19 protein-coding genes and 1 riboswitch are annotated in these 21,079 nt (G+C 61.1%); of the genes, 8 read left to right on the top strand and 11 right to left on the bottom strand.

Going from position 1 to position 21,079, the window contains the following annotated elements; all coding sequences use genetic code 11:
- Positions 1 to 8: 8 nt before the first annotated feature.
- The 3 genes from ACP7B9_RS14380 to ACP7B9_RS14390 all read right to left on the bottom strand — a co-directional run bounded on the left by ACP7B9_RS14380 (position 9) and on the right by ACP7B9_RS14390 (position 3,065).
- A complete protein-coding gene (locus ACP7B9_RS14380) occupies positions 9 to 803 on the bottom strand; it encodes an ATP-binding cassette domain-containing protein (RefSeq protein ID WP_425864456.1) in 795 nt (264 codons plus the stop codon).
- Positions 800 to 1,846: an ABC transporter permease gene (locus tag ACP7B9_RS14385; RefSeq protein ID WP_425864457.1), complete on the bottom strand. Its 1,047-nt coding sequence runs from the start codon at positions 1,844 to 1,846 to the stop codon at positions 800 to 802. Before ACP7B9_RS14385 ends, ACP7B9_RS14380 begins: the two co-directional genes overlap by 4 nt.
- A gap of 106 nt (positions 1,847 to 1,952) precedes the next feature.
- Entirely contained in the window at positions 1,953 to 3,065 is a 1,113-nt protein-coding gene (locus ACP7B9_RS14390) for a substrate-binding domain-containing protein (protein WP_425864459.1), read from the bottom strand.
- A 166-nt stretch (positions 3,066 to 3,231) separates the two neighbouring features.
- On the opposite strand from ACP7B9_RS14390, the gene ACP7B9_RS14395 reads away from it, so the two are divergent.
- The 3 genes from ACP7B9_RS14395 (at position 3,232) to ACP7B9_RS14405 (ending at position 7,418) form a co-directional block, all read left to right on the top strand.
- Entirely contained in the window at positions 3,232 to 4,230 is a 999-nt protein-coding gene (locus tag ACP7B9_RS14395) for a LacI family DNA-binding transcriptional regulator (protein WP_425864667.1), read from the top strand.
- A gap of 54 nt (positions 4,231 to 4,284) precedes the next feature.
- Positions 4,285 to 4,578, top strand: coding sequence for a putative quinol monooxygenase (locus tag ACP7B9_RS14400; protein WP_425864460.1), 294 nt, complete (start codon positions 4,285 to 4,287; stop codon positions 4,576 to 4,578).
- Between the two features lie 242 nt (positions 4,579 to 4,820).
- Positions 4,821 to 7,418 (top strand): GH32 C-terminal domain-containing protein, encoded by a 2,598-nt coding sequence (locus ACP7B9_RS14405; protein WP_425864461.1) that lies wholly within the window; start codon positions 4,821 to 4,823, stop codon positions 7,416 to 7,418.
- A gap of 96 nt (positions 7,419 to 7,514) precedes the next feature.
- On the opposite strand, the gene ACP7B9_RS14410 is transcribed toward ACP7B9_RS14405, so the two are convergent.
- From ACP7B9_RS14410 to ACP7B9_RS14435, 6 genes are all read right to left on the bottom strand, one after another.
- Positions 7,515 to 8,534, bottom strand: a complete 1,020-nt coding sequence (locus ACP7B9_RS14410) for a YihY/virulence factor BrkB family protein (RefSeq protein WP_425864463.1) — start codon at positions 8,532 to 8,534, stop codon at positions 7,515 to 7,517.
- Between the two features lie 55 nt (positions 8,535 to 8,589).
- A complete protein-coding gene (locus ACP7B9_RS14415) occupies positions 8,590 to 9,147 on the bottom strand; it encodes a 2'-5' RNA ligase family protein (RefSeq protein ID WP_425864465.1) in 558 nt (185 codons plus the stop codon).
- 2 nt (positions 9,148 to 9,149) lie between these two features.
- Entirely contained in the window at positions 9,150 to 10,178 is a 1,029-nt protein-coding gene (gene trpS, locus ACP7B9_RS14420) for a tryptophan--tRNA ligase (RefSeq protein WP_425864467.1), read from the bottom strand.
- 15 nt (positions 10,179 to 10,193) lie between these two features.
- Positions 10,194 to 11,036: an exodeoxyribonuclease III gene (locus tag ACP7B9_RS14425; protein ID WP_425864469.1), complete on the bottom strand. Its 843-nt coding sequence runs from the start codon at positions 11,034 to 11,036 to the stop codon at positions 10,194 to 10,196.
- Positions 11,037 to 11,124: 88 nt separating this feature from the next.
- Complete coding sequence (locus ACP7B9_RS14430) at positions 11,125 to 11,763, bottom strand: hypothetical protein (RefSeq protein WP_425864471.1); 639 nt, start codon at positions 11,761 to 11,763, stop codon at positions 11,125 to 11,127.
- A gap of 151 nt (positions 11,764 to 11,914) precedes the next feature.
- On the bottom strand, positions 11,915 to 12,577 hold the full coding sequence (locus ACP7B9_RS14435) for a TetR/AcrR family transcriptional regulator (RefSeq protein ID WP_425864473.1): 663 nt from the start codon (positions 12,575 to 12,577) through the stop codon (positions 11,915 to 11,917).
- Between the two features lie 260 nt (positions 12,578 to 12,837).
- Here ACP7B9_RS14435 and ACP7B9_RS14440 point away from each other — a divergent pair, with 260 nt between their 5' ends.
- From ACP7B9_RS14440 to ACP7B9_RS14450, 3 genes are all read left to right on the top strand, one after another.
- Entirely contained in the window at positions 12,838 to 14,964 is a 2,127-nt protein-coding gene (locus tag ACP7B9_RS14440; RefSeq protein WP_425864475.1) for an ABC transporter permease, read from the top strand.
- A 161-nt stretch (positions 14,965 to 15,125) separates the two neighbouring features.
- A complete protein-coding gene (locus ACP7B9_RS14445) occupies positions 15,126 to 16,220 on the top strand; it encodes a M4 family metallopeptidase (protein WP_425864477.1) in 1,095 nt (364 codons plus the stop codon).
- Complete coding sequence (locus tag ACP7B9_RS14450) at positions 16,217 to 16,528, top strand: protealysin inhibitor emfourin (protein WP_425864479.1); 312 nt, start codon at positions 16,217 to 16,219, stop codon at positions 16,526 to 16,528. The genes ACP7B9_RS14445 and ACP7B9_RS14450 overlap by 4 nt, the downstream gene beginning before the upstream one ends.
- A 101-nt stretch (positions 16,529 to 16,629) precedes the next feature.
- Here the strand turns inward: ACP7B9_RS14450 and ACP7B9_RS14455 are convergent, their stop codons facing one another.
- Together ACP7B9_RS14455 and glyA are read right to left on the bottom strand one after the other, a co-directional pair.
- Entirely contained in the window at positions 16,630 to 17,514 is an 885-nt protein-coding gene (locus tag ACP7B9_RS14455; protein WP_425864480.1) for a bifunctional methylenetetrahydrofolate dehydrogenase/methenyltetrahydrofolate cyclohydrolase, read from the bottom strand.
- Positions 17,508 to 18,794, bottom strand: a complete 1,287-nt coding sequence (gene glyA, locus ACP7B9_RS14460) for a serine hydroxymethyltransferase (RefSeq protein ID WP_425864481.1) — start codon at positions 18,792 to 18,794, stop codon at positions 17,508 to 17,510. The genes ACP7B9_RS14455 and glyA overlap by 7 nt, the downstream gene beginning before the upstream one ends.
- Before the next feature lie 178 nt (positions 18,795 to 18,972).
- Positions 18,973 to 19,060: riboswitch (ZMP/ZTP riboswitch) on the bottom strand.
- Positions 19,061 to 19,109: 49 nt separating this feature from the next.
- On the opposite strand from glyA, the gene purU reads away from it, so the two are divergent.
- Together purU and ACP7B9_RS14470 are read left to right on the top strand one after the other, a co-directional pair.
- Complete coding sequence (purU, locus tag ACP7B9_RS14465; protein WP_425864669.1) at positions 19,110 to 19,985, top strand: formyltetrahydrofolate deformylase; 876 nt, start codon at positions 19,110 to 19,112, stop codon at positions 19,983 to 19,985.
- 30 nt (positions 19,986 to 20,015) lie between these two features.
- Positions 20,016 to 21,011, top strand: a complete 996-nt coding sequence (locus ACP7B9_RS14470; protein WP_425864483.1) for an aldo/keto reductase — start codon at positions 20,016 to 20,018, stop codon at positions 21,009 to 21,011.
- The last annotated feature ends 68 nt before the right edge of the window (positions 21,012 to 21,079 follow it).

Raw genomic sequence — 21,079 nt, forward strand, 5'->3', positions numbered from 1 at the left:
ACCGCTGCTTAGGCCGTGGCTGCACCTGTCATGATCGCGACGGCGTCGGTCATGCTGTGTGATTGCGGAGTGATGGTGGCGGCGCACTTGCCGAGCCGCTGGATGTGGATCCTGTCCGCCACATCAAACACATGCGGCATGTTGTGGCTGATCAGGATAACGGGCAGTCCACGGTCCCGGAGGTCCCGGACCAGCTGCAGAACCTGGTTCGACTCCCGCACACCAAGTGCCGCCGTTGGCTCGTCCAGCACAACCACCTTGGAACCGAACGCTGCCGCGCGGGCCACGGCCACGGCCTGGCGCTGGCCGCCGGACAGGTTCTCCACGGGTACCGTCACGTCCTGAAGCGTTGAGATGCCCAGCCGGGCCAACTCCTCCTTGGCCTTGCGGCGCATACCTTGCGTGTCCAGCATTCTAAAGATGGAACCCAAAGGACCGGGCAGCCGCTCTTCCCTGCCAAGGAACAAGTTAGATGCAACGTCGAGAGCCGGCGAGACGGCAAGGTTCTGGTAGACAGTCTCAATGCCGTGAACCCGGGCGTCCTGAGGGCGCTTGAAGTTGACCGGCACCCCGGAGACCTTGAGCTCACCTGAGTCTGGAATTTCGGCACCGGTCAGGCACTTGATCAAGGTGGACTTACCGGCACCGTTGTCACCGATGATGGCGAGAACTTCGCCCGGGTATAGGTCAAGGCTGACGCCGTCGAGCCCTACAACACGGCCGTAGGTCTTCACGAGGTTCCTGGCCTGCAGGATGGGCTGGCGGACTTCTGTCCCTTCAGACTCCAATTTCGTGTGAGTCATGATTTCGCCTTTCGGATCCACTGGTCGATAGACACAGCGAGAATGATGAGGACGCCCACGGCCAGGGTCTGGTACAGCACGTCAAGGCCTGCGAGCGAGAGTCCATTGCGGAAAACGCCGACAATCAAGGCGCCGAGGAGAGTTCCCCAGACGGAGCCGCGGCCACCAAAGAGGCTGGTTCCGCCAATGACGACGGCGGTGATGGAGTCCAGGTTCAGGTCGACGCCAGCGTTGGGGCTGGCTGCGTTGGTACGGCCGATCTGAATCCATGCGCCAATGGCCAGGACGGCTCCGGCAGCGAGGTAGACGCTCATAAGAACCTTGTTGACGGCGATGCCGGCCAGGCGCGCGGCTTCCTTGTCGTCACCCACGGCATAGACGTGCCTCCCCCAGGCGGTTTTCCCGAGGATGAACGCAACCACAATGTACAGCAGAAGCATCAAGACCACACCGGTGGAGATCCGCACGGGCCCCACCGGGAAGGTTGTTCCGGTGAAGGTGAGCAGGGCCGGCATGGCCGAACCGCGTACAGTCGCTCCGTGCGAGTAGAGCAGTGTCAGGGCGATGAAGATGTTCAGGGTACCCAGCGTCACGATGAAGGGTGGGAGCCGGAATCTGGTGACCAGGAATCCGTTGAGCGCCCCGGCAGCGAGTCCCACGAGCAGGCCTACCAACAACGCAATAGGTGCAGGGACGCCGTCGTCGACGGCGAGCTGGGCGATGACCATGGATGAAAGGATCATCACCGCTCCGACCGAGAGGTCGATGCCGGCGGTGAGGATGATCAGTGTCTGCGCGATGGCCAGTGTGCCGACAACCGCGACCTGCTGGGTGATCAGCGAGAGGTTTTCAATGCGCAGAAATCTGTCGTTCAGAAGGCCGAACACGATCACCGCAACGAGAAGCACGAGGGCCGGGCTGACGGCAGGGTAACGGTGGAGAATATTGCGTACACGGCTCAGCGGGGTCTGACGATCGAGGAATTCCTCTGCCAGATCGGAAGGTCCGGCGCTGGGCGGTCCGGCGCTCTGTTGTTGGGTCACGATTGATCCTGATCTTTGAAAGTGATTGCCAGGGAGGAACTGGCGCGATTGAAACGATGAGAGGAGGCCGATGGGGGCTCTTGGCCCCCATCGGAACTACGTGTTACTAGCCCCAGCAGATGTCCGCGGCAGCGTCGGTGGTGATGCTCTTAACACCGTCGGCCGGCTTGTCGGTCACGAGCTCAACACCGGTGTTGTAGAAGTCCAGACCTTCGGAGTTGGCCGGCTTCGTGCCGGACTTGGCCAGCTCAACGATGGCCTTGACGCCCAGCTCGGCCATCTTGACCGGGTACTGCTGAGCAGTAGCGCCGATGACGCCGGACTTGACGTTGTCCACACCTGCGCAGCCGCCGTCAACGGAGACGATCAGAACGTCCTTTTCCTTGCCCGCTGACTTCAGCGCCTCGAAGGCTCCGGCTGCAGCGGGTTCATTGATCGTGTAGACCACGTTGATGTCCGGGTTCGCGGAGAGGAGTGTCTCCATTGCGGTACGCCCACCGTCTTCGGCACCCTGCGAGGCTTGGCTACCGACGATCTCGTAATCCCCGCCCTTGCCACCGGTGTACTTGCCGGTCTTGGCTTCATCGCCGTTTTTTGTCTTGTCTGCGGTGTCGATTCCCATACCGGTGAGGAATCCTTGATCGCGGTTGTAGTCAACCGAGACGACCTTGTCATCGAAAAGGTCGATCAGGCCGATGGTTGCCTTCTTCCCGTCCAGCTGGGCTGCCGCCCACTTGCCGATGAGCTCGCCCGCTGCGAAGTTGTCAGTGGCAAACGTGATGTCGGCGGCATCGGCCGGGTCCGGAGGCGTGTCAAGTGCAATGACAAACAGGCCGGCATCCTTGGCCTTCTTCAACGCATCAACCACTGACGGGCCGTTCGGGGTGATCAAGATGCCCTTGTCGCCTTTGGAAATGGCGTTTTCAATGGCCTGGATCTGGGTGTCCTCGTCACCATCAGCCTTGCCGGCGGCGAGCTTCAGGTCCACCCCGTCAGCCTCGGCTGCCTTCTTCGCACCGTCCTGCATCGCGACGAAGAAGGGGTTGGTTGTCGTTTTGACGATCAGCGAGACACCGACCTTCTCCCCGTCCCCGCCGTTGGCCGCGGTATCGCCGGAACTGGAGCCACATGCCGAAAGGCTGAGCATTCCCAACGTCAAAGCCGCTCCCGCAGCAAAGAGGCGGATGGCGGTTGAACGGGGTGCCTTGGAATTCAGCATTGAATCTCCTGATGTTTGAGGCCCACAGTGGGCTAGACAACGATGTCAACATCGATGTAACCAGCGTCACATGTACTATGTCAATAGATAATTCGAATTAGGAGAGATGTTTTTGACAACGATGTCCAAAGATGACCGTTCGACCCTTTCCACCCCACGCCCGACAATGCGCCACGTAGCCGCGCTTGCTGGCGTGGGAATTAAGACCGTCTCCCGGGTCATCAATGACGAGTCAGGCGTATCCGAGGCCACCCGGCAAAAAGTGCTGAACGCTTCGCAGCAACTCAACTATCAGCTTGATATGGCGGCCGGGAGCCTTCGCCGTGCAGGCCGGCGAACTCTCTCCGCGGGTCTCTTGCTCCCCAGCGTCTCCAACCCGTTCAGCGGCGAAATAAACCGTGCAATGGAAGATGCGTTGGGCGCGCGAGGCATCGCGGTATTTGCGGCAAGCCTCGATGATGACCCCCAACGCGAGCAAACCATCATTGCGGCGTTTCTTGGTCGGCGTGTCGATGGGCTCATTCTCACGCCGATCGCCAAGAGCCAGGCTTATGCGATCCCGGAGCACTCCCGCGATCTGCCGATGGTCTTCATTGACCGGGAACCTGTTGGCATCGAGGCCGACGCCGTCGTGACCAACAACTCCGCGGGCGGCGCGACGGCGGCCGCGCACCTGCTGAGCCACGGCCATGTCAGGCTTGCCTATCTGGGAGACCGAACGGAGATCCAGACCGCTCGGTTGCGCCGTCAAGGATTCATTGAAGAACTCGGCCGGCAAGGCATTCCCACCTCAACGGTTTCCGTCCGCGAGGATCTTCATGACGAGGAATCCGCGAGGTTGGCGACCCTGGAACTGCTGACCGCAGCGGACCCTCCGACAGCCATTTTCTCCAGCCAGAACCTCGTCACCTTCGGGGCCATGCGGGCCCTGCGAGAACTAGGACTCAGCAAACAGGTGGCCTTAATCGGGTTCGACGACTTTACCCTTGCCGACATGATGGATCCCGGCGTGACGGTCATCGCCCAGCACCCGGAGCGGATCGGCAAGCTGGCAGCAGAGCGCTTGTTGGCCAGGATTGATGGCGATACGAGCGCTCCACACACCTACGTCGTCCCGTCCGAACTGATACAACGAGGATCCGGGGAAATCCGCCCCAGGGCCTGATGCGGCCGCTTCCCCAAAATTTTCCCTGTACCTGAAAACCCGAAGGAGAACACTATGTCCAAAACCCTCTATGCCGAGTTCACCGTCAAGGCCGGCAGTGAAGTCCGAGTGTCCGAAATGATGAACGAACTGACTCAACTCGTCCGCGCGGAACCCGGCAACGAGCTGTTTCTTCCCTACACCCGGGAAGAGAATCCCCGGGAGTACTTCGTTTTTGAGGTTTACCGGGACGAGGCCGCATTCCAGCAGCACATCAGCGCCGATTACGGCGCAAGGTTCAACCAAGAACTGGCCGAGCACATCGAAGGCGAAGGCTCTGAGCTGACCTGGCTCCTACCCGTCGAGTAGCGTGCACAAGCCTGCCGTCCACTGATCCCCCGAATGAACCCGTCAACCGTTAGTTGGCGGGCTTTTTTTGCTGCCCAGCCTCAGTTTGGACGTTGCCCAAAAAGGCGCGCAGGCACCTAGCTTTCCTGTTGCAGGAACCGTTGACTTGTCCAGCGGACATCCTTTAGAGTCCACGTACTGACAACGTTGTCAAAGGAGTTGTCATTGCTATTGATACGCGCAACGAAGGGCGAAAGCAGTCAATGAAGAAAACCACCACCCGCAGAACGCAGGCCATTTCTGCGCTAACAATCGCGGGCCTGACCCTGGCCGCCACCCTGGCTGGATCATTGCCGGCGTCGGCCGCGACAGAGCGCGGGGACGAAAGCTACCGGCCGGCCATCCACTACACGCCCATGAAGAATTGGATGAACGACCCCAACGGGCTCGTTTTCTACAAGGGCGTTTACCACATGTATTACCAGCACAACCCTTCCGGCAATACCTGGGGGAACATGTCATGGGGACACGCTACCTCCAAGGACCTGGTCCATTGGCAAGAGCAGCCCCTGGCGATCTCGACAGACGATCAGGAGGATGTTTTCTCCGGCAGCATCGTTGTCGACAAGGGCAACACCACTGGCTTCGGCACACCAGAGAACCCGGCACTCGTGGCCATCTACACCAGCGCCTACAAGGACGCTTCACCCCACAGAGGGCTGCAGGCACAGTCACTTGCCTACAGCCTCGATGATGGCCAGACCTGGACCAAGTATTCGCAGAATCCAGTCGTGAGCCGCAACACCGCCAACTTCCGTGATCCGAAGGTCTTCTGGTACACCACCCCGGACGGCGGCGGCTACTGGATCATGACGGCTGTCGAAGCCCAGGAACACAAGGTTGTCCTCTACAAGTCCGGCAACCTGAAGGACTGGACGGCGCTGAGTGAATTTGGGCCGGCCAATGCCACCGGCGGACAGTGGGAATGTCCGGACCTTTTCCCATTGGCGGTGGACGGCGACACGGCCAACATCAAGTGGGTCATGGTGGTCAACATCAATCCCGGCGGCGTGGCAGGTGGCTCGGCCGGCCAATACTTTGTGGGCAGCTTTGACGGCACCACCTTCACCTCCGAAACCACCAGACCAGCGGCCACACTTCCTGCCGGTACCGTCTTGGCTGGTTTCAACGACGGAAGCTACAACGGTTGGACCGTGAACAACGAGCCAGGCAACCGCTTCAACGGTCCCTTCGGCACGTCACCAGCTGCCGGAGCTCTCCCCGGGCAGCAAGGAGTATCCGGTTTCTCTGGGGCCGGGCTTGTCAATTCCTTCATCGACCATGACTGGGCCATTGGCACCATGAAGTCCCCGGCGTTCACCGTCTCAGAGGACTACCTCAATTTCCTCGTGGGTGGTGGAAACCACCCACACTCCGGGAGCAGGCTGGATAATTCGCCGCCGCCCGGCGAGCTGCTCTTTGACGGCTTCGAGGTTCCTGCCGGCGCAACATTGGCGGACTCCGGCTGGACCGGCGTTGGGGATCTTGCGCCCCAGTTCCAACCCTTTGGCGGGGGTAGCGATTACGCCATCGGTGCGCACCTGATCAACACTTTCGAGACCAACGGCGGTGGCGACGAGAAACAAGGCAGCCTCACCTCTCCGGAATTCACCATCACGAAAAGCAACCTCAGCATGCTGGTCGGCGGTGGCAAGCGGCTCAACGATCCGACCCAGGTCCTTGCCGTGGAATTGCTCGTCAATGGTGAGGTGAAACGTTCGGTTTCGGGTGAAAATGCCGGTGCCCTGAACTGGAAGTCCTGGGATGTTGCCGAGTTCCAGGGCCAACAGGCACGGATCCGGGTCGTTGACCAGGCCACCGGTGGATGGGGGCACGTCACAGTTGACCACGTCATGCAAACCGATGCTCCTGCCGTGCCCCGATCCGATGAGACTACTGTCAACCTGGAAGTCGACGGGCAAGTGGTCCGGACCGCCACAGGCTCCGACAGCGAAACACTGGATCTGGCCTCCTGGAACGTCAAGGAGTTCGCCGGGCGACAGGCGAGAATCAGCATCATCGACAACAACCGAGCTGGATGGGGCCACATCCTCGCAGATGAATTCATGCTGTCACCAGAGCCGGCCCACTCGACCCTGGAAAGCTATGACTGGCTCGACTACGGCCGTGACTACTATGCTGCCGTTTCCTTCGGCAATATGCCTGAGAATAAGAGGGTCATGCTCGGTTGGATGAACAACTGGGACTACGCCAATGACATCCCGACCAGTCCCTGGCGCAGCGCCACGGCACTGCCGCGCGAGGTGAAACTGACCCAGACCCCTGAGGGGCCGCGCCTGAGCCAAAGCCCTGTCAAGCAGGTAGACAAACTTGCAGCGAAAGCCTCGTACACCGACAAGGTTGGCGGCCCAATTCCCGCCGGGGCACAGCAACTACCTGCTGCAGCTTCAGGCCAGGTTCAGCGGGTGGACATCAAGTTCGCCCCGGGTACGGCGAAGAAATCCGGCATCACAGTGCTGGGCGATGGAAATTCTTCAACCCTGATCGGCTACGACGCCACAACGGGAAAGATCTTCGTTGACCGAACAAGATCCGGAAACACCGCGTTCAATGCCACGTTCGCATCCATCGAGGACGCGCCAGTCACCTTGGACACCAGCGGCAACGTCACCCTGCGGATTTATCTCGACCACTCCTCCGTGGAGGTGTTCACCCAAGACGGTCTGCAAACCATCACCGATCAGGTGTTCCCCACTGCCGGAGCAGACAAGATGGCCTTGTTCTCTGAAGGCGGGACCGCACAGTTGAAATCGTTGACGGTGACACCGCTGGACATGTGAGAGCTAAACACATGAACGTACTTTGTCCGCTTATGGGGTGTTGCCCAACTACCCATAAGCGGACAAAGTACGTTCAAGGGTGGAAGGTACCAGTTGTCAGCGCGGCTCGTGCGGACCTAGATCGGCGGCCCTGACGGCCGCGATGGCTGCCGAGACAAGGTAGACCTGACTGAGAAGGTAGAACCAAACGAACAGGCCAAGGATCACTGCAAAGGGCGCCAAGATCGCGTTGCTCGTGACACCGGCCAAGAGCATGGCGCTGAAAAACCGGAGCACGGTTGCACCGGCGCCGGAGAATGCGGCCGCCAAAAGCAGGACCCGCCGGGGCATGCGCACGCGCGAGGCCATGCTGAACATGATCATGGCCACCGCAACATCCAAGATGAACATCAGCGCCACCGAGCCGAGCTTTGTCACGGTGCCGGCCAGGAAACCGTTCCAACCCAGAAAATCGCTGAATGATCCCATCGCGGCAGTGCTCAGTACGCCCAGAACGCTGGTCAGAACCAGGGCAACGGCAAGCACCAGGAGGGTTCCGCCGTCGCGCATCTTAGAAAGCACAGGATTGGTGCGGTCCCGGGCCAAGCCCAGCACGGAGCGGATTCCCTCGCGAAGGCCATTGATCCATCCCATGGCCGTAATGAGCAAGGCGGCCAGCGAGATGAACAAGGTCAGCCCGAAGCGACCGGTGCCAAGGAGATCATCGGGCGTCGCCAACCCACCGTCGCCGGTGTCGATCAAACCGGGCGTGCTGCTGGCAACGAGGTCAATAACCGCATCGCGAAGCACCTGATTGTCGGAGACAATGATGCCAAAAATGGCAAACCCGGCCACGAGCATGGCACCCACCGAGAAGAACATCAGGTAAGCATTGCCAGCCGCCAGCAAGGGACCGCGACGGCGCGTGTACAAATTCCACACACGCAGAGGGAAGAGCCGGGCGGTCCACGCATTGAGCCATTGCATCAGCGCATTGGCCCGGCCGACCACCGTGCCACTTTGCCGCGCCGTGGTGAACGCCTCTCGCTTCGTGGCTGTCCAGACGGCCAGGGCATTGCGGTCCAAAGGGCTCGGCGGCGGCACAGCCGGGCCCCCGAGCGGCTTTCTGGCGCTCACACCCGGTGCCGTTGACCCATGAAGATGGACCGACTGACTATGGACCGACGCCGCCTTATGACTTTCCGTTTCCCCCAAGTTCAAGCTCCTCACGAAGTGCCCAACCACCAGCTAAAAAGTCAAAAAGACCAATACTGGTGACCTCAAAATCGGCCGTAAAATCAGCCATCTCATCCTTCGCCTGCTCCATGGCATCGGCATCCAGATCGTGCGCCACGGTCAAATGCGGGTGAAAATCGAAGTCCAGCAGATGTTCAACGGGACCCTCCAGCAACGCATCGTGCAACTTCGCACAATTCTCCGCGCCGGACTCCACATTCAGGTACACCACGGGCGACACCGGCTCAAAGGTGCCCGTTCCGCGTAGCGACAGTGTGAACGGCTCCCCTGCCGCCGCAACCTCGCGCACGTAGCTGGCAGCTTCGTCCCAAGAGTCCGCTGCCCGCCCCGACACCAAGGTGATATGGGGAGGTACGACGGCGGCTCCCGGGCCTGCGTAGCGGGCCCGCCTTGCGCCGATCTCGGCTGCAAGCTCGGCTGGGAGGGAGATAATTACGCCCAGACTGTCCTCATGCGGTGCGGGTGAACTCCCGCTTTGACCAATGCCTGGCACCGTTATCCGACCGCCCCAAGGGGAGGAAGGAAACCAACCTTGGCGTATACGTCGGCCAAGGTAAGGGAAGCTATTGCCCGCGCCTTTTCCGCACCGCGGGCCAACAGCCTGTCCAGCTCGGCCGGATCATCGAGGAGCTCGAGGGTGCGCTTGCGGATGGGATCCAGGCGTTCCACAACGGCGTCCGCTACATCCACCTTGAGGTGCCCGTACATTTTGCCTTCGTATTCGGCCACGAGCGTGTCAATGGGCTTCGCCGTCAGTGTCGACAAGATCTCCAGCAGGTTGGTCACGCCGGGCTTGTTCGCCCGGTCGTGGGCAACAACTGTGCCAGCATCCGTGACGGCCGACTTGATGCGCTTGGCCGTGACCTTGGGCTCGTCAAGAATGTTGATCAGACCGTTAGGACCAGACGCGGACTTGGACATCTTCGACGTCGGATTCTGCAGGTCATAAATGCGGGCGCCTTCTTTTTGAATGAAAGCCTCCGGCACCACAAATGTGTCACCAAAACGGAAGTTGAAGCGTTTGGCCAGGTCGCGGGCCAGCTCCACATGCTGACGCTGATCATCACCGACGGGGACGCCCTCGGGACGGTACAGCAAAATATCTGCCGCCATGAGGATCGGGTAGGTGAACAAGCCGACGCTTGCCGCGTCAGCACCACCCTTGGCCGACTTGTCCTTGAACTGCGTCATGCGGGCGGCTTCGCCAAAGCCTGTGATGCAGTTGAGCACCCAAGCCAGCTGGGCATGCTCGGGCACATGAGACTGCAAAAACAACGTTGACTTCTCAATGTCAATGCCGCCTGCGATGTACTGGGCCGCCGTCTTGCGGGTGCGGGCGCGCAGTTCTTCGGGATCTTGTGTCACCGTGATGGCGTGCATATCCGGGATGAAGAACAACGTTTCGTAGTCGTCCTGGCTCTTGACCCAGTTGACCAACGCACCGAGATAATTCCCTAGGTGCAGGGAATCGCCGGAAGGCTGCATGCCGGAAAGCACGCGTGGGCGGGAAGAGATTTCACTCATTGGTTCAAGGGTCCTTTAGAACTTGTAATCGACGACCAGTGGGGCATGGTCTGAGAAGCGGGATTCGTACGATTCGGCTCGGTCCACCACACACGTCAGCGCCTTGGACGCGAGTGCCGGGGTGGCCATGTGGTAGTCAATGCGCCAACCGGTGTCGTTGGTGAATGCCTGGCCACGGTTGGACCACCAGGTGTAGGGGCCATCAACTTCGCCAGCGAGTTCGCGAGCCACATCTTTCCAGCCAATTTCATCGCCAAAGAACCGGTCAAAGTAAGCGCGTTCTTCGGGCAGGAAGCCTGCACGCTTCACGTTGCCCTTCCAGTTCTTGATATCCAAGGTCTTGTGCCCCACGTTGAGATCGCCCACCACGAGTGCGTGATCGCTGGCCGTGGCAAGAGCTGGCAGGCGGCCGATCATGGTGTCAAGGAAGCGGAACTTGTCATCCTGCTTCGGTGTTCCCACCTCGCCCGAATGAACGTAGGCGCTGACAACGCTCAGAGTTGTGGGTGTGCCATCGGCTGCCGTGAGGGCGTAATCTGCCTCGACCCAGCGTCCGGTGGTAGCGAAGTAGTCCTCGCCAATGCCAACCCGTGTTGCAACGGGTTCAATGCGATCCTTGCGCGAAGCGATCAATACCCCTGCCCGGCCCTTTGCCTCGGCCTCGGCATGCAACAGGTGCCATTCCTCGCCAAGGAAACCCTCAACGATGGCATCAGGTGCACGTACCTCCTGCAGGCACAGGATGTCGACATCGCGGTCGGCTAGCCAAGCTGCCATACCGTTCTTGTAGGCGGCACGGATGCCGTTGACGTTGACGCTTGCGATCCTCAATTGACCGTTTTGAATACCGTTGCTCACTTGCTCCACCTTACCTGCATCGGGCTGCCGAATCCTTGTCCCGTGACGCGATTGCCAACCATGTCTTCGAGACGCCGCCAAGGGCGAATCAGTCGATAATGACGCCGCTGACGGGCTCGTCACCGTCGGTCTTGCCATTGGCTGAGCTCTGGGTGCCGTGGGTAGCGGCAGTATCCTGCGCGGCGGCGCGCTCGGCGTTCTTCTTAGCCATGGCGGCATCCATCTTGGCTTCCTGAGCTTCCCAGTCCGGATTGATCATGCCGCGACCGTTGGCTGCGGTGATGTTGATGGTTTCCAGCGCACGGGCCACCATCTCGGGATCCTTGCCAAGGTACTCGTTGACCACGCCAATCTGGACGTTGATGATCTTGAAGGAGTGGTCAAGCTTCAGATCGCGCGCCTTCTCGGCCGAGCGCGAACCGGAGTCCTGCGAGACCAGGCGAGTGCCGCCGTCGGCCGGGGCCTTTGCACTGTTCTGCTGGGCCATTTGGGCCTGCGCCAGCGCTACTTGGCGGGCGCCAAAGGCCGCGGCCTTGTGGACCCCGATATACACCACCGTGGAGAGCGCCAGCCAGCCGAACGCGATGATCGCGATGACCCAGCCGAGCACGGTGCTGTTGTTGGCGGCGAAAACCAGAGCCACCAGGAATACGATCGCCAGCACAATGGTGCCTAGCCCAGAGAATTTGCCAGATTTGGTCATTTTGCCGGTTCCAAGAGAAGTCATGGAACCATTCTCTCAAATGCGCGCGCACCCATTGACCGACTTCCACCAGCGGCGAACGGGACGCCCTCAAGTTCCGCGCCCGCCTCCCACAAACGCGCCCTGTAGACGGGGCTCATTTGTGGGAAGCGGTAGCGGAATCTGGAGGAGCTGACTAGAGCAGGTAGGGGCCCTCGGGAAAGGTGATGAAGTCCTCCGGATGCGTTACCGGGGCCGTCAACATGCCTGAGCACGAGTCGATGAAAAAATAGCCCACGCCACGCCAGTTGGGGATACGCTCACCATTCTGGATCTGCCCTTCATAGGATGCGCAGACGCCGAGGACCATGGGACCGAGGATCAGCGCCCTGCCGCGGACAACTTCCGGGGGAACATGGTCCAACGCTGCCTGCATGCGGTGAATCAGAGCCTCGACCTCGGGATTGGCCGTGAGAGAGCTTTCCAAAACCTCGGCCACTGACGGAACGCTGCGCACTTGGAACAGGAAACGCGCATGCCAGCTCGGCATGGGCCGGCTGGCCAGGTATTCGATCCATGGCAGGATCATGCAGGCAAGAATGTCCCGCACCCCGGCATCGTCAGGCAGCGTGGCGATCAGGTCAAGACGGCGCTTGCCCATCTCCCCGCGATGGCGGCTCAGCAATGCGCGCAGCAACTCGTCGCGATCACCAAAGTGGTACGCGATGGCCGAGTGGTTTGCCGTTCCTGCATGCTCGGTGATTCGACGGTTAGACACCGCGTCGATGCCGTGGAGGGCAAAGAGCTCCTCCGCCGCGTCCAACAGTGTCTCCCGCGCCTTGTCACTGTGTTGTCCCATGGAATGCTTCCCCTTCTTCAGCCTCCCACGGTACCGTGACGGCGTGGATTTCGCGGTGCCAGTCCCTTCATTTCTCATTTTTACGCCACGTGGCGTAAAATCGTTAAGTTGGCTATTCCAACCGCACACCAGGCGACACTTCTTCCACCTCACCGGAGGCGAACACCGCCTGATGTTCAAGCTACACACAGGAGCAGGACTTCAAGACGTTGAGCAGAAAATCTTCCAACCACAGATCAAGTCCCCCGGCCGGGGAGTCAGTGGAGATCGAAAAGGCTGAGCCCACCGAGGCAGAAATCGCGGCCGCCGCCGCAAAGCGTGCCAAGGCCGAGACCATCGGGCGTTACGTGGCCATGTTCTTCATGCCCCTGATCATGGTTGGCATGATGATTAGCGGTTACCTGGGCACCATGCATGCTCCGGCACCGAATAATATGCCGATCGCCATCGTGGCGTCGTCGACTCAGGCCGATGCCTTTGCAACCGCCGTCGAAGCTGCCACACCGGACGCCGTCGACCTGCAGATGGTCGACTCCGAGGCAGCCGCCCGTGAGCTGGTCATGAACCGCGAAGTCACTGCCGCCGTCAGCATTGTTGACGGTAAGGCAACGGTCATCACCGCTAGTGCCGCGGGTTCCACCCAGGCCTCAACCGTCACCGCCGTCCTCGCTCCGCAGGTGCTTGCCCAGGGCATGACCTTCGAAAGTGAGGACCTGGTTCCTCTCCCGAAGAAGGACGCCGCAGGTCTGGGCGCCATGTTTATGGCAACAGCCCTCGTCATGGCCGGCTACCTTCCCTTCAGCATGACGCTCTCCAACTCCCCCGAGCTGCTGCGCTTCCGCAGGGCCGTTCCGCTGCTCGCTGGCTGGTCGGCACTTGTTGCCGGCCTGATCTGGCTGGTTACCGGCCCAATTCTTGGCATGATCGATGGCAGTAATGCCGCCGGCGTTCTTGGCATTGCCTGGCTTGGTGTCTTTGCCATTGGCTCCGTCCAGCTGCTCTTGACGCGTTTCTTGGGCCCGATGGCAGTGATCGTCGGCATGTTCCTGCTCATGGTTCTGGGTATCCCCGCCTCAAATATGAGCTTCTCGGTCTATACGATGCCGAGCTTCTTCACGGTCTTGCACGGCTTCTTGCCCACCCCGGCCATTGGCGAGGCGTTGCGGTCACTGCTGTACTTCCAGGATGGCGACGTTTGGTCCCACCTGTTGGTCTTGATCATTGGCGCCGTCGTTGCCTTGGTCCTGACGTTGTTCGTTGATATTTCCAGGCGTCGGCGCAACCCGGACCACACGGGCCCGAAGGCTACAGTCCCCTCCTTGCACGGTGGACCTCGCCCGAAGACCAAGTTCTGGCGCTACTTCTCCCTGCTGATGTTCCCCCTCGTCATGGTCGGCATGATGATCTCGATCATGCTTGGCGCCATGCATTCCCCCATGCCCAAGGACATGCCCGTGACGATCGTCGGGGCAACTGTCGAGCAGGCACAGCAGGCCGTTGACGGTCTGGAGAAAAACATGCCGGGCATGTTCGATCTCCTCGCCACCGACTCAGCCGATGAGGCCCGGACCCAGGTCCAGGATCGAACCGCCACGGCGGCCTTCATCCTGCCCTCGGCTGAGGCACCCACGGCAACTCTCGTGACGAACCAGGCCGCGGGAACCAGTGCCCAGATGGTCGTCAAGGGCATCTTCGGACAGGTCGCAGCCGGCCAACAGCTTGAAATGCAGACCGAGGAGCTCGCTCCCTTGCACGACAACGACACCATGGGCACGGTGAGCATGTACCTGACGATGGGTTGGATCTTGTCCGGATTCATGATCATCATCGTTGGCGCCAACGCTCAGCCCAAGTCCCGTCCGCTCAAGATGCTGCTCCCCATTGTGGCTGGCTGGTCCGTCTTTATGTCGGCGGTGCTCTACCTGATCGCAGGGCCCTTTACCGGCAGCGTTGATGGAGACTTCTGGCCGCTGTTCGGCGTCGGCATCGTGGCGATCTTCTGTGTCGCAATGTTCTCCGCGGCCATTGAACGACTGATCGGCATGTTCGCCATCCTGCCGGTAGTGGGACTGCTGATCATGCTCGGCGTCCCTTCGTCGGGCGGTGCCCTGTCGGTCTTCATGGAGCCGGAAATCTTCCGCACGCTCCACGACATCATGCCCATGGCGGCCGGTGTGGAGTCCGTCCGCTCGATCCTCTACTTCGGTGGCGATGTAGTGGGCCATCACCTACTCACCTTCGCGATCTGGGGTGCTGTATCCCTGGTTGCGATGGTGATCATCGATGCGATCAAGCCCCCGCGCACCGAATCGCATCCCATCGATGACGACGTCGTCGAAGCTGTTGCTGTCGCGACGGAACCCGTCAAGGAGCTCGCGTCGGTCTAACTCCCACGCCATACTTTTGGGCAAAGTGCCGCCGTTCCCCTATGGGAGCGGCGGCACTTTGCGTTGACGCACTCCCTTGGGCGAATCATAAGCTGATGTTCCTTGCCTGAGGCATCGATCAAGGGCATCATGAAGGGACGGCTCCAAGGGGAGGAAATGGCATGGTCATCCGTCATAACCAAGCGCGTCATAACCGGGTGCATTGCAGGATCGCACCACCAGATCTGTTGGCCAGATTGGCTGTTGAGGGAACACCCAAGCAGCGTGAGGCCGCGGTCAGGGCGCTGGCCACGTCCGCGGCAATCCGGTCCCAGCGCGCCGTCATCGGCCAGCTGGGCCGCCGGCTCAACATGGATACGGGCGCATTGCTGGACGGTGCACGCGAAACGGGCGAACGCCTGAGTGTGTACGACAACCAGAAACAGGGCCGCCCCTTCCTTCCCGGCGTCTTAGTCCGGGCTTGGGGGAAACCGCCGGTGGAGGACAAGGCTGTCAACGAGGCCTATGACGGCAGCAACGCCACCTATGAGTTTTACCGCGACCTGTTCGGCCGGAACTCGCTCGACGGCGCGGGGCTGGAACTCGTCTCCTCCGTCCACTACGGCGTGGCCTTCGACAACGCCTTCTGGGATGGCACCCAAATGGTCTATGGGGATGGCAGCGGGCGCATTTTCCGCGTTGGCGGCCTGACCCAGTCCCTGGATGTGATCGCCCACGAATTGACCCACGGCATCACCGAGTACACCGCCGGGCTGGCCTACAGCAAGCAGTCCGGAGCGCTCAACGAATCCTTTTCCGACGTCTTCGGTTCCCTCGTCAAGCAGTACAGCCTGAAGCAGTCTGCGGCGGAGGCCAACTGGCTCATTGGCGAGGGGATTCTGGTGCCAGGACTCGGCACGGCCCTGCGTTCCATGCTCAATCCCGGCACGGCGTACTCCGGCGACAGGCAGCCAGGGCACATGGACAACTATGTGGATCTGCCGGATAACAACGATCCCCGCAACGACAATGGCGGCGTACACATCAACTCCGGCATCCCCAACCGCGCCTTCGCCCTCGCCGCGCTTGCTCTGGGCGGCAACGCCTGGGAGAAGGCCGGTCGAATCTGGTATCAGGCACTGACAACGCGGCTTCGCCCCACCACGCAATTCGATGCGGCCGCCCATGCCACGGTAGACGTGGCCGGGACGCTTTTCGGCGCAGCCGAACAGGAGGCGGTCCACGGCGCATGGAAAGAGGTCGGAGTCCTGACATGAGGCTCATCATCTTGAGAGGCGGCGGTCTGGCCGGCATCGTAGCCCGTACAGAACTCGATGCTCAGGCGCTGCCCAAATCGGAGGCCAAGGCCTTCGCCAGCGAGGTTGCCCGGGCCAACTTGGACGAACAGCCGCCTCCCCCGCCGGTCAGCCCGAGGCCAGATTCCCAGCTGTATGAAATCAGCCTGGAACGGACGCGGTCCTCAATCAGCGTTCGCTACACCGAGCAGAGCTTGCCCGAGAAGGTCCGGCTCCTGGTGGCCTGGGTGGACGCCCGCCCCGAGCGTGTGGAATCCATCGAAATGTAGCTCACGCGGCGGCTTGCACAACTCTGCACAACAAAAAGGAGGCCGACGGCGGAACTTAAGTTCCGCCGTCGGCCTCCCCACGCTAAGCCACGCGCTAAAAGCTAGACGCGCTCCGCGGCCTCAACCACGTTGGCGAGCAGCATGGCGCGGGTCATGGGACCGACGCCGCCCGGGTTCGGGGAAATCCAGCTGGCCACCTCGGCGGCCGCCGGCTCCACATCACCGGTGACAACGGCCTTGCCGTTGCCGTCGTCCACGCGGCTGACGCCAACATCCAGGACGATGACGCCCGGCTTCAAATCTGCTGCCTTGATCATGTGCGGCACGCCGGCTGCGGCAACCACAACGTCGGCCAGGCGCAATTCAGCGGCCAGATCCTGCGTTCCGGTGTGAGCCAGGACCACGGTGGCGTTGATGTCACGGCGAGTCAGCAGCAAGCCCATGGGCCGGCCGATCGTGACACCGCGGCCAACGACCACAACGCGCTTGCCGTTCAACGAGATGCCGTGACGTTCCAACAACACGATGCAGCCCTTGGGCGTGCACGGCAGCGGAGACGTCATGGGACGGTTCACGTTGGCGACCAGACGACCAAGGTTCATCGGATGCAGGCCGTCAGCGTCCTTGTCCGGGTCAATGGCTTCAAGCACCACGTCCTGGTCAATGTGCTTTGGCAAGGGCAGCTGCACAATGTAACCGGTGCAGGCAGGGTCCTCGTTGAGCTGGCGGACGGCTGCCAGGACTTCATCCTGGGTGGCCGTCTCGGGCAGGTCAATGCGGATGGAGTTGATGCCAACTTCGGCACAGTCCTTATGCTTTCCACCCACGTACCACTGGGAGCCCGGATCCGAGCCAACCAAAATAGTACCCAGGCCCGGCGTGACGCCGCGGGCCGCGAGGGCGGCCACACGTTCGGTCAGCTCGGCTTTGATGGCAGCGGCGGTAGCCTTGCCGTCAAGGATTTGAGCAGTCATGCGATTTACCATTCTTCCTGACCGGGGTAGAGCGGGAAGTTCGCTGCAAGTGCCTTGACGCGGGCGCTGAGGGCGTCAACATCTGCGCCACCCTTCAGTGCTGCGGCGATGATCTCGGCAACCTCGGTGAACTCCGGTGCACCGAAGCCACGGGTGGCCAGTGCCGGGGTACCGATGCGCAGGCCGGAGGTGACCATCGGCGGGCGGGGGTCGAACGGAACGGCGTTGCGGTTCACGGTGATGCCAACGCTGTGCAGGAGGTCCTCGGCCTGCTGGCCGTCCAACACGGAGTTGCGCAGGTCAACGAGGACCAGGTGAACATCGGTGCCACCGGTCAGCACGGACACGCCAGCCTCGGCAACATCGGGAGCGTTCAGGCGCTCGGCAATGATTTTGGCACCTTCCAAGACACGGGCCTGGCGTTCCTTGAATTCTTCGCCTGCGGCAATCTTGAAGGCAACTGCCTTGGCGGCGATGACGTGCATGAGCGGTCCGCCCTGCTGTCCCGGGAACACGGAGGAGTTGAGCTTCTTGGCCCATTCCTTCTTGGCCAGGATCACACCGGAGCGAGGGCCGGAAAGGGTCTTGTGCACCGTGGAGGTGACGACGTCGGAGTACGGCACCGGGTTCGGGTGCAGGCCTGCTGCAACCAAACCGGCAAAGTGGGCCATGTCCGTCCAGAGCAGTGCGCCAACCTCATCGGCGATGGAGCGGAACGCTGCGAAGTCCAGCTGGCGGGGGTAGGCGGACCAGCCGGCGATGATGACCTGCGGCTTCTCGGCGATGGCCTGGGCGCGCAGCTTGTCCATGTCGATGCGGAAGGTATCGGGTTCAACTTCGTAGGCGGCAACCTCGTACAGCTTGCCGGAGAAGTTCAGCTTCATGCCGTGGGTCAGGTGGCCACCATGAGCCAAGGACAGGCCCATGATCTTGTCGCCGGGCTTGATCATGGCAGCAAGGGCGGCGGCGTTGGCCTGAGCACCCGAGTGCGGCTGAACGTTGGCGTACTCTGCGCCGAACAGGTCCTTCACGCGCTCGATGGCCAGGTTTTCAGCGACGTCAACATACTCGCAGCCACCGTAGTAACGGCGTCCCGGGTAGCCCTCGGCGTACTTATTGGTCAGGACGGAGCCCTGAGCTTCAAGCACCGCACGGGGTGCAAAGTTTTCTGAAGCAATCATTTCCAGCGTGTCGCGCTGGCGGCCAAGCTCGTCCTTGAGGACGGCTGCAATTTCCGGGTCAAGCTCGGAGAGCGGGGCATTGGTCACGGACTGGGTGGGGGAAAAAGACACTACAGACTCCTGAGTGGACAGCACGAAAAAACTCTTCTAGGAAAGATTATCGCTAATGAGTTGCTTGCCGTATTCACGGAACCTTGTGGAGGAATGTTGCACAGAATTTGTCTCTGCGGAACATCACGGCTACTGGATTCCTGCTACCACGGCCAATCAACTTCATTGGCAAACGTGTCCTCGCGTCCCAGGCGTACGATCGTGAGGTCTTTGCTCGTGCTGCTCCCCGGTGGTGTCCCACCTCATCGCCAGTCGCAACTCCTCAATTGTAGTACAGGGTTGGAAATGGGCGGTAACGTTAAACGGGTGACTGACTTGAATTCCTCCGCCGTGACCACCCCGGCAGCCGTACATGGATACGTATTGACACTCTCCTGCGCGGATCAGCCCGGCATCGTCCACTCCGTCTCCGGTTCCCTCCTTGAAGCTGGTTGCAATATCACCGACTCCCAGCAGTACGGCAGCCCAGACACTGGCACCTTTTTCATGCGCGTTGCCGTGGAGACGTCCACCTCATTCAGCCGCCTTCGTGAACACCTCGACTCTGTTGCCGAAAAGTTTTCCCTCACGTGGACGCTGCACCGAGCCGGGGCACCCATCCGCACCTTGATCCTTGCTTCCAAGGCCGCCCACTGCCTCAACGACCTGCTGTTCCAACAGCGTTCGGGCACCATGCCGATTGAGATTCCGGCCATTGTCTCCAACCACCTGGATCTGAAGCCGATGGCTGATTTCTATGGGATTCCCTTCTACTACATCCCGGTCACCCCGGATACCAAGGCCGACGCCGAGGCGAAGCTGCTTGCGCTGGTAGCCGAGCTCGACGTCGAACTTGTGGTCCTGGCCCGCTACATGCAGGTGCTTTCGGACAACCTCTGCACCCATCTGGCCGGGCGTGCCATCAACATTCACCATTCCTTCCTGCCGTCTTTCAAGGGCGCCAAGCCGTACCACCAGGCCCATGCGCGCGGCGTGAAGATCATTGGCGCGACGGCGCACTATGTGACGGCCGTGCTGGATGAGGGACCCATCATTGAGCAGGAAGTCATCCGTGTTGATCACGCCCACTCCGTGGAGCAGTTCGTCTCCATGGGCCGCGCTGTCGAAGCACGCACTCTGGCGCAGGCTGTCCAGTGGCATGCCGAGCACCGGGTCCTGTTGGACGGACACCGCACGGTGGTCTTCAACTAACGCACCCTCCCGATTGGCTAGGCTGGGGTCATGCAAACTCACATCCTGGGGAAAACCAACCGATCGGTGTCCGGCGTCGGGCTTGGCACGTGGCAGCTTGGCGCCGATTGGGGCGAGGTCAGCGAAGCCGATGCACTGAACGTCTTGGCCGCGGCCGCGGATTCCGGCGTCACCTGCTTTGACACAGCCGACGTCTACGGCGATGGCCGCAGTGAGCAGGTCATTGGCACGTTCCTCAAGCAGCGCGGCCAGGGCCATGGCATCACGGTGGCCACGAAAATGGGCCGCCGCATGGATCAGCTGCCCGAAAACTACGTCCTGGAAAACTTCCGGGCCTGGACCGACCGTTCGCGCAAAAACCTAGGCGTGGACACCCTTGATTTGGTGCAGCTGCACTGCCCACCAACCTCCGTCGTCACCGCCGATGAGGTTTATGACGCACTGGACACGTTGGTGGCCGACGGCGCCATCGCCAACTACGGGCTCAGCGTGGAAACGTGCGATCAGGCGTTGGCCGCGATTGCCCGCCCCAACGTTGCCACGGTTCAGATCATTCTCAACGCCTTCCGACTCAAGCCCTTGGACGCCGTGCTACCCGCCGCCCTGGCCGCCAAGGTTGGCATCATTGCCCGCGTCCCGCTGGCCAGCGGTCTGCTCGCCGGCAAGTACACCTCGGCCACAACGTTTGCGGAAAACGATCACCGCAACTACAACCGCAGCGGCAGCCACTTTGACGTTGGCGAAACCTTCTCCGGCGTTGACTACGCTGTTGGTCTCGAGGCGGCAGGCCGGTTCACCACGCTGGCAAAGACGGTTGGCGCCGGCGTCACCACGGCGCAGGCCGCGATTGCCTGGGTTTCCCAGCTCGACGGCGTATCCACCGTAATCCCGGGCGCCAGGTCCGCGAAGCAGGCGCAGGCAAATGCCGCCGCTGGCTCGCTGGCGGATTTGGGCAGCGCCTTCGACTCCGGCGTCCACGAAATCTACGATTCCCTGCTGCGGGAAGATATCCACTCCCGCTGGTAGGCCGCCGCTTGCAAGCTGCTCGCCAGCCGATCCCCCAGCACCACTCCCCCACAACCGCAAAGAACGGA

Origin of the sequence: Arthrobacter sp. TWP1-1, assembly GCF_049897845.1 — a bacterium.
In the GTDB taxonomy this organism is placed as follows: domain Bacteria; phylum Actinomycetota; class Actinomycetes; order Actinomycetales; family Micrococcaceae; genus Specibacter.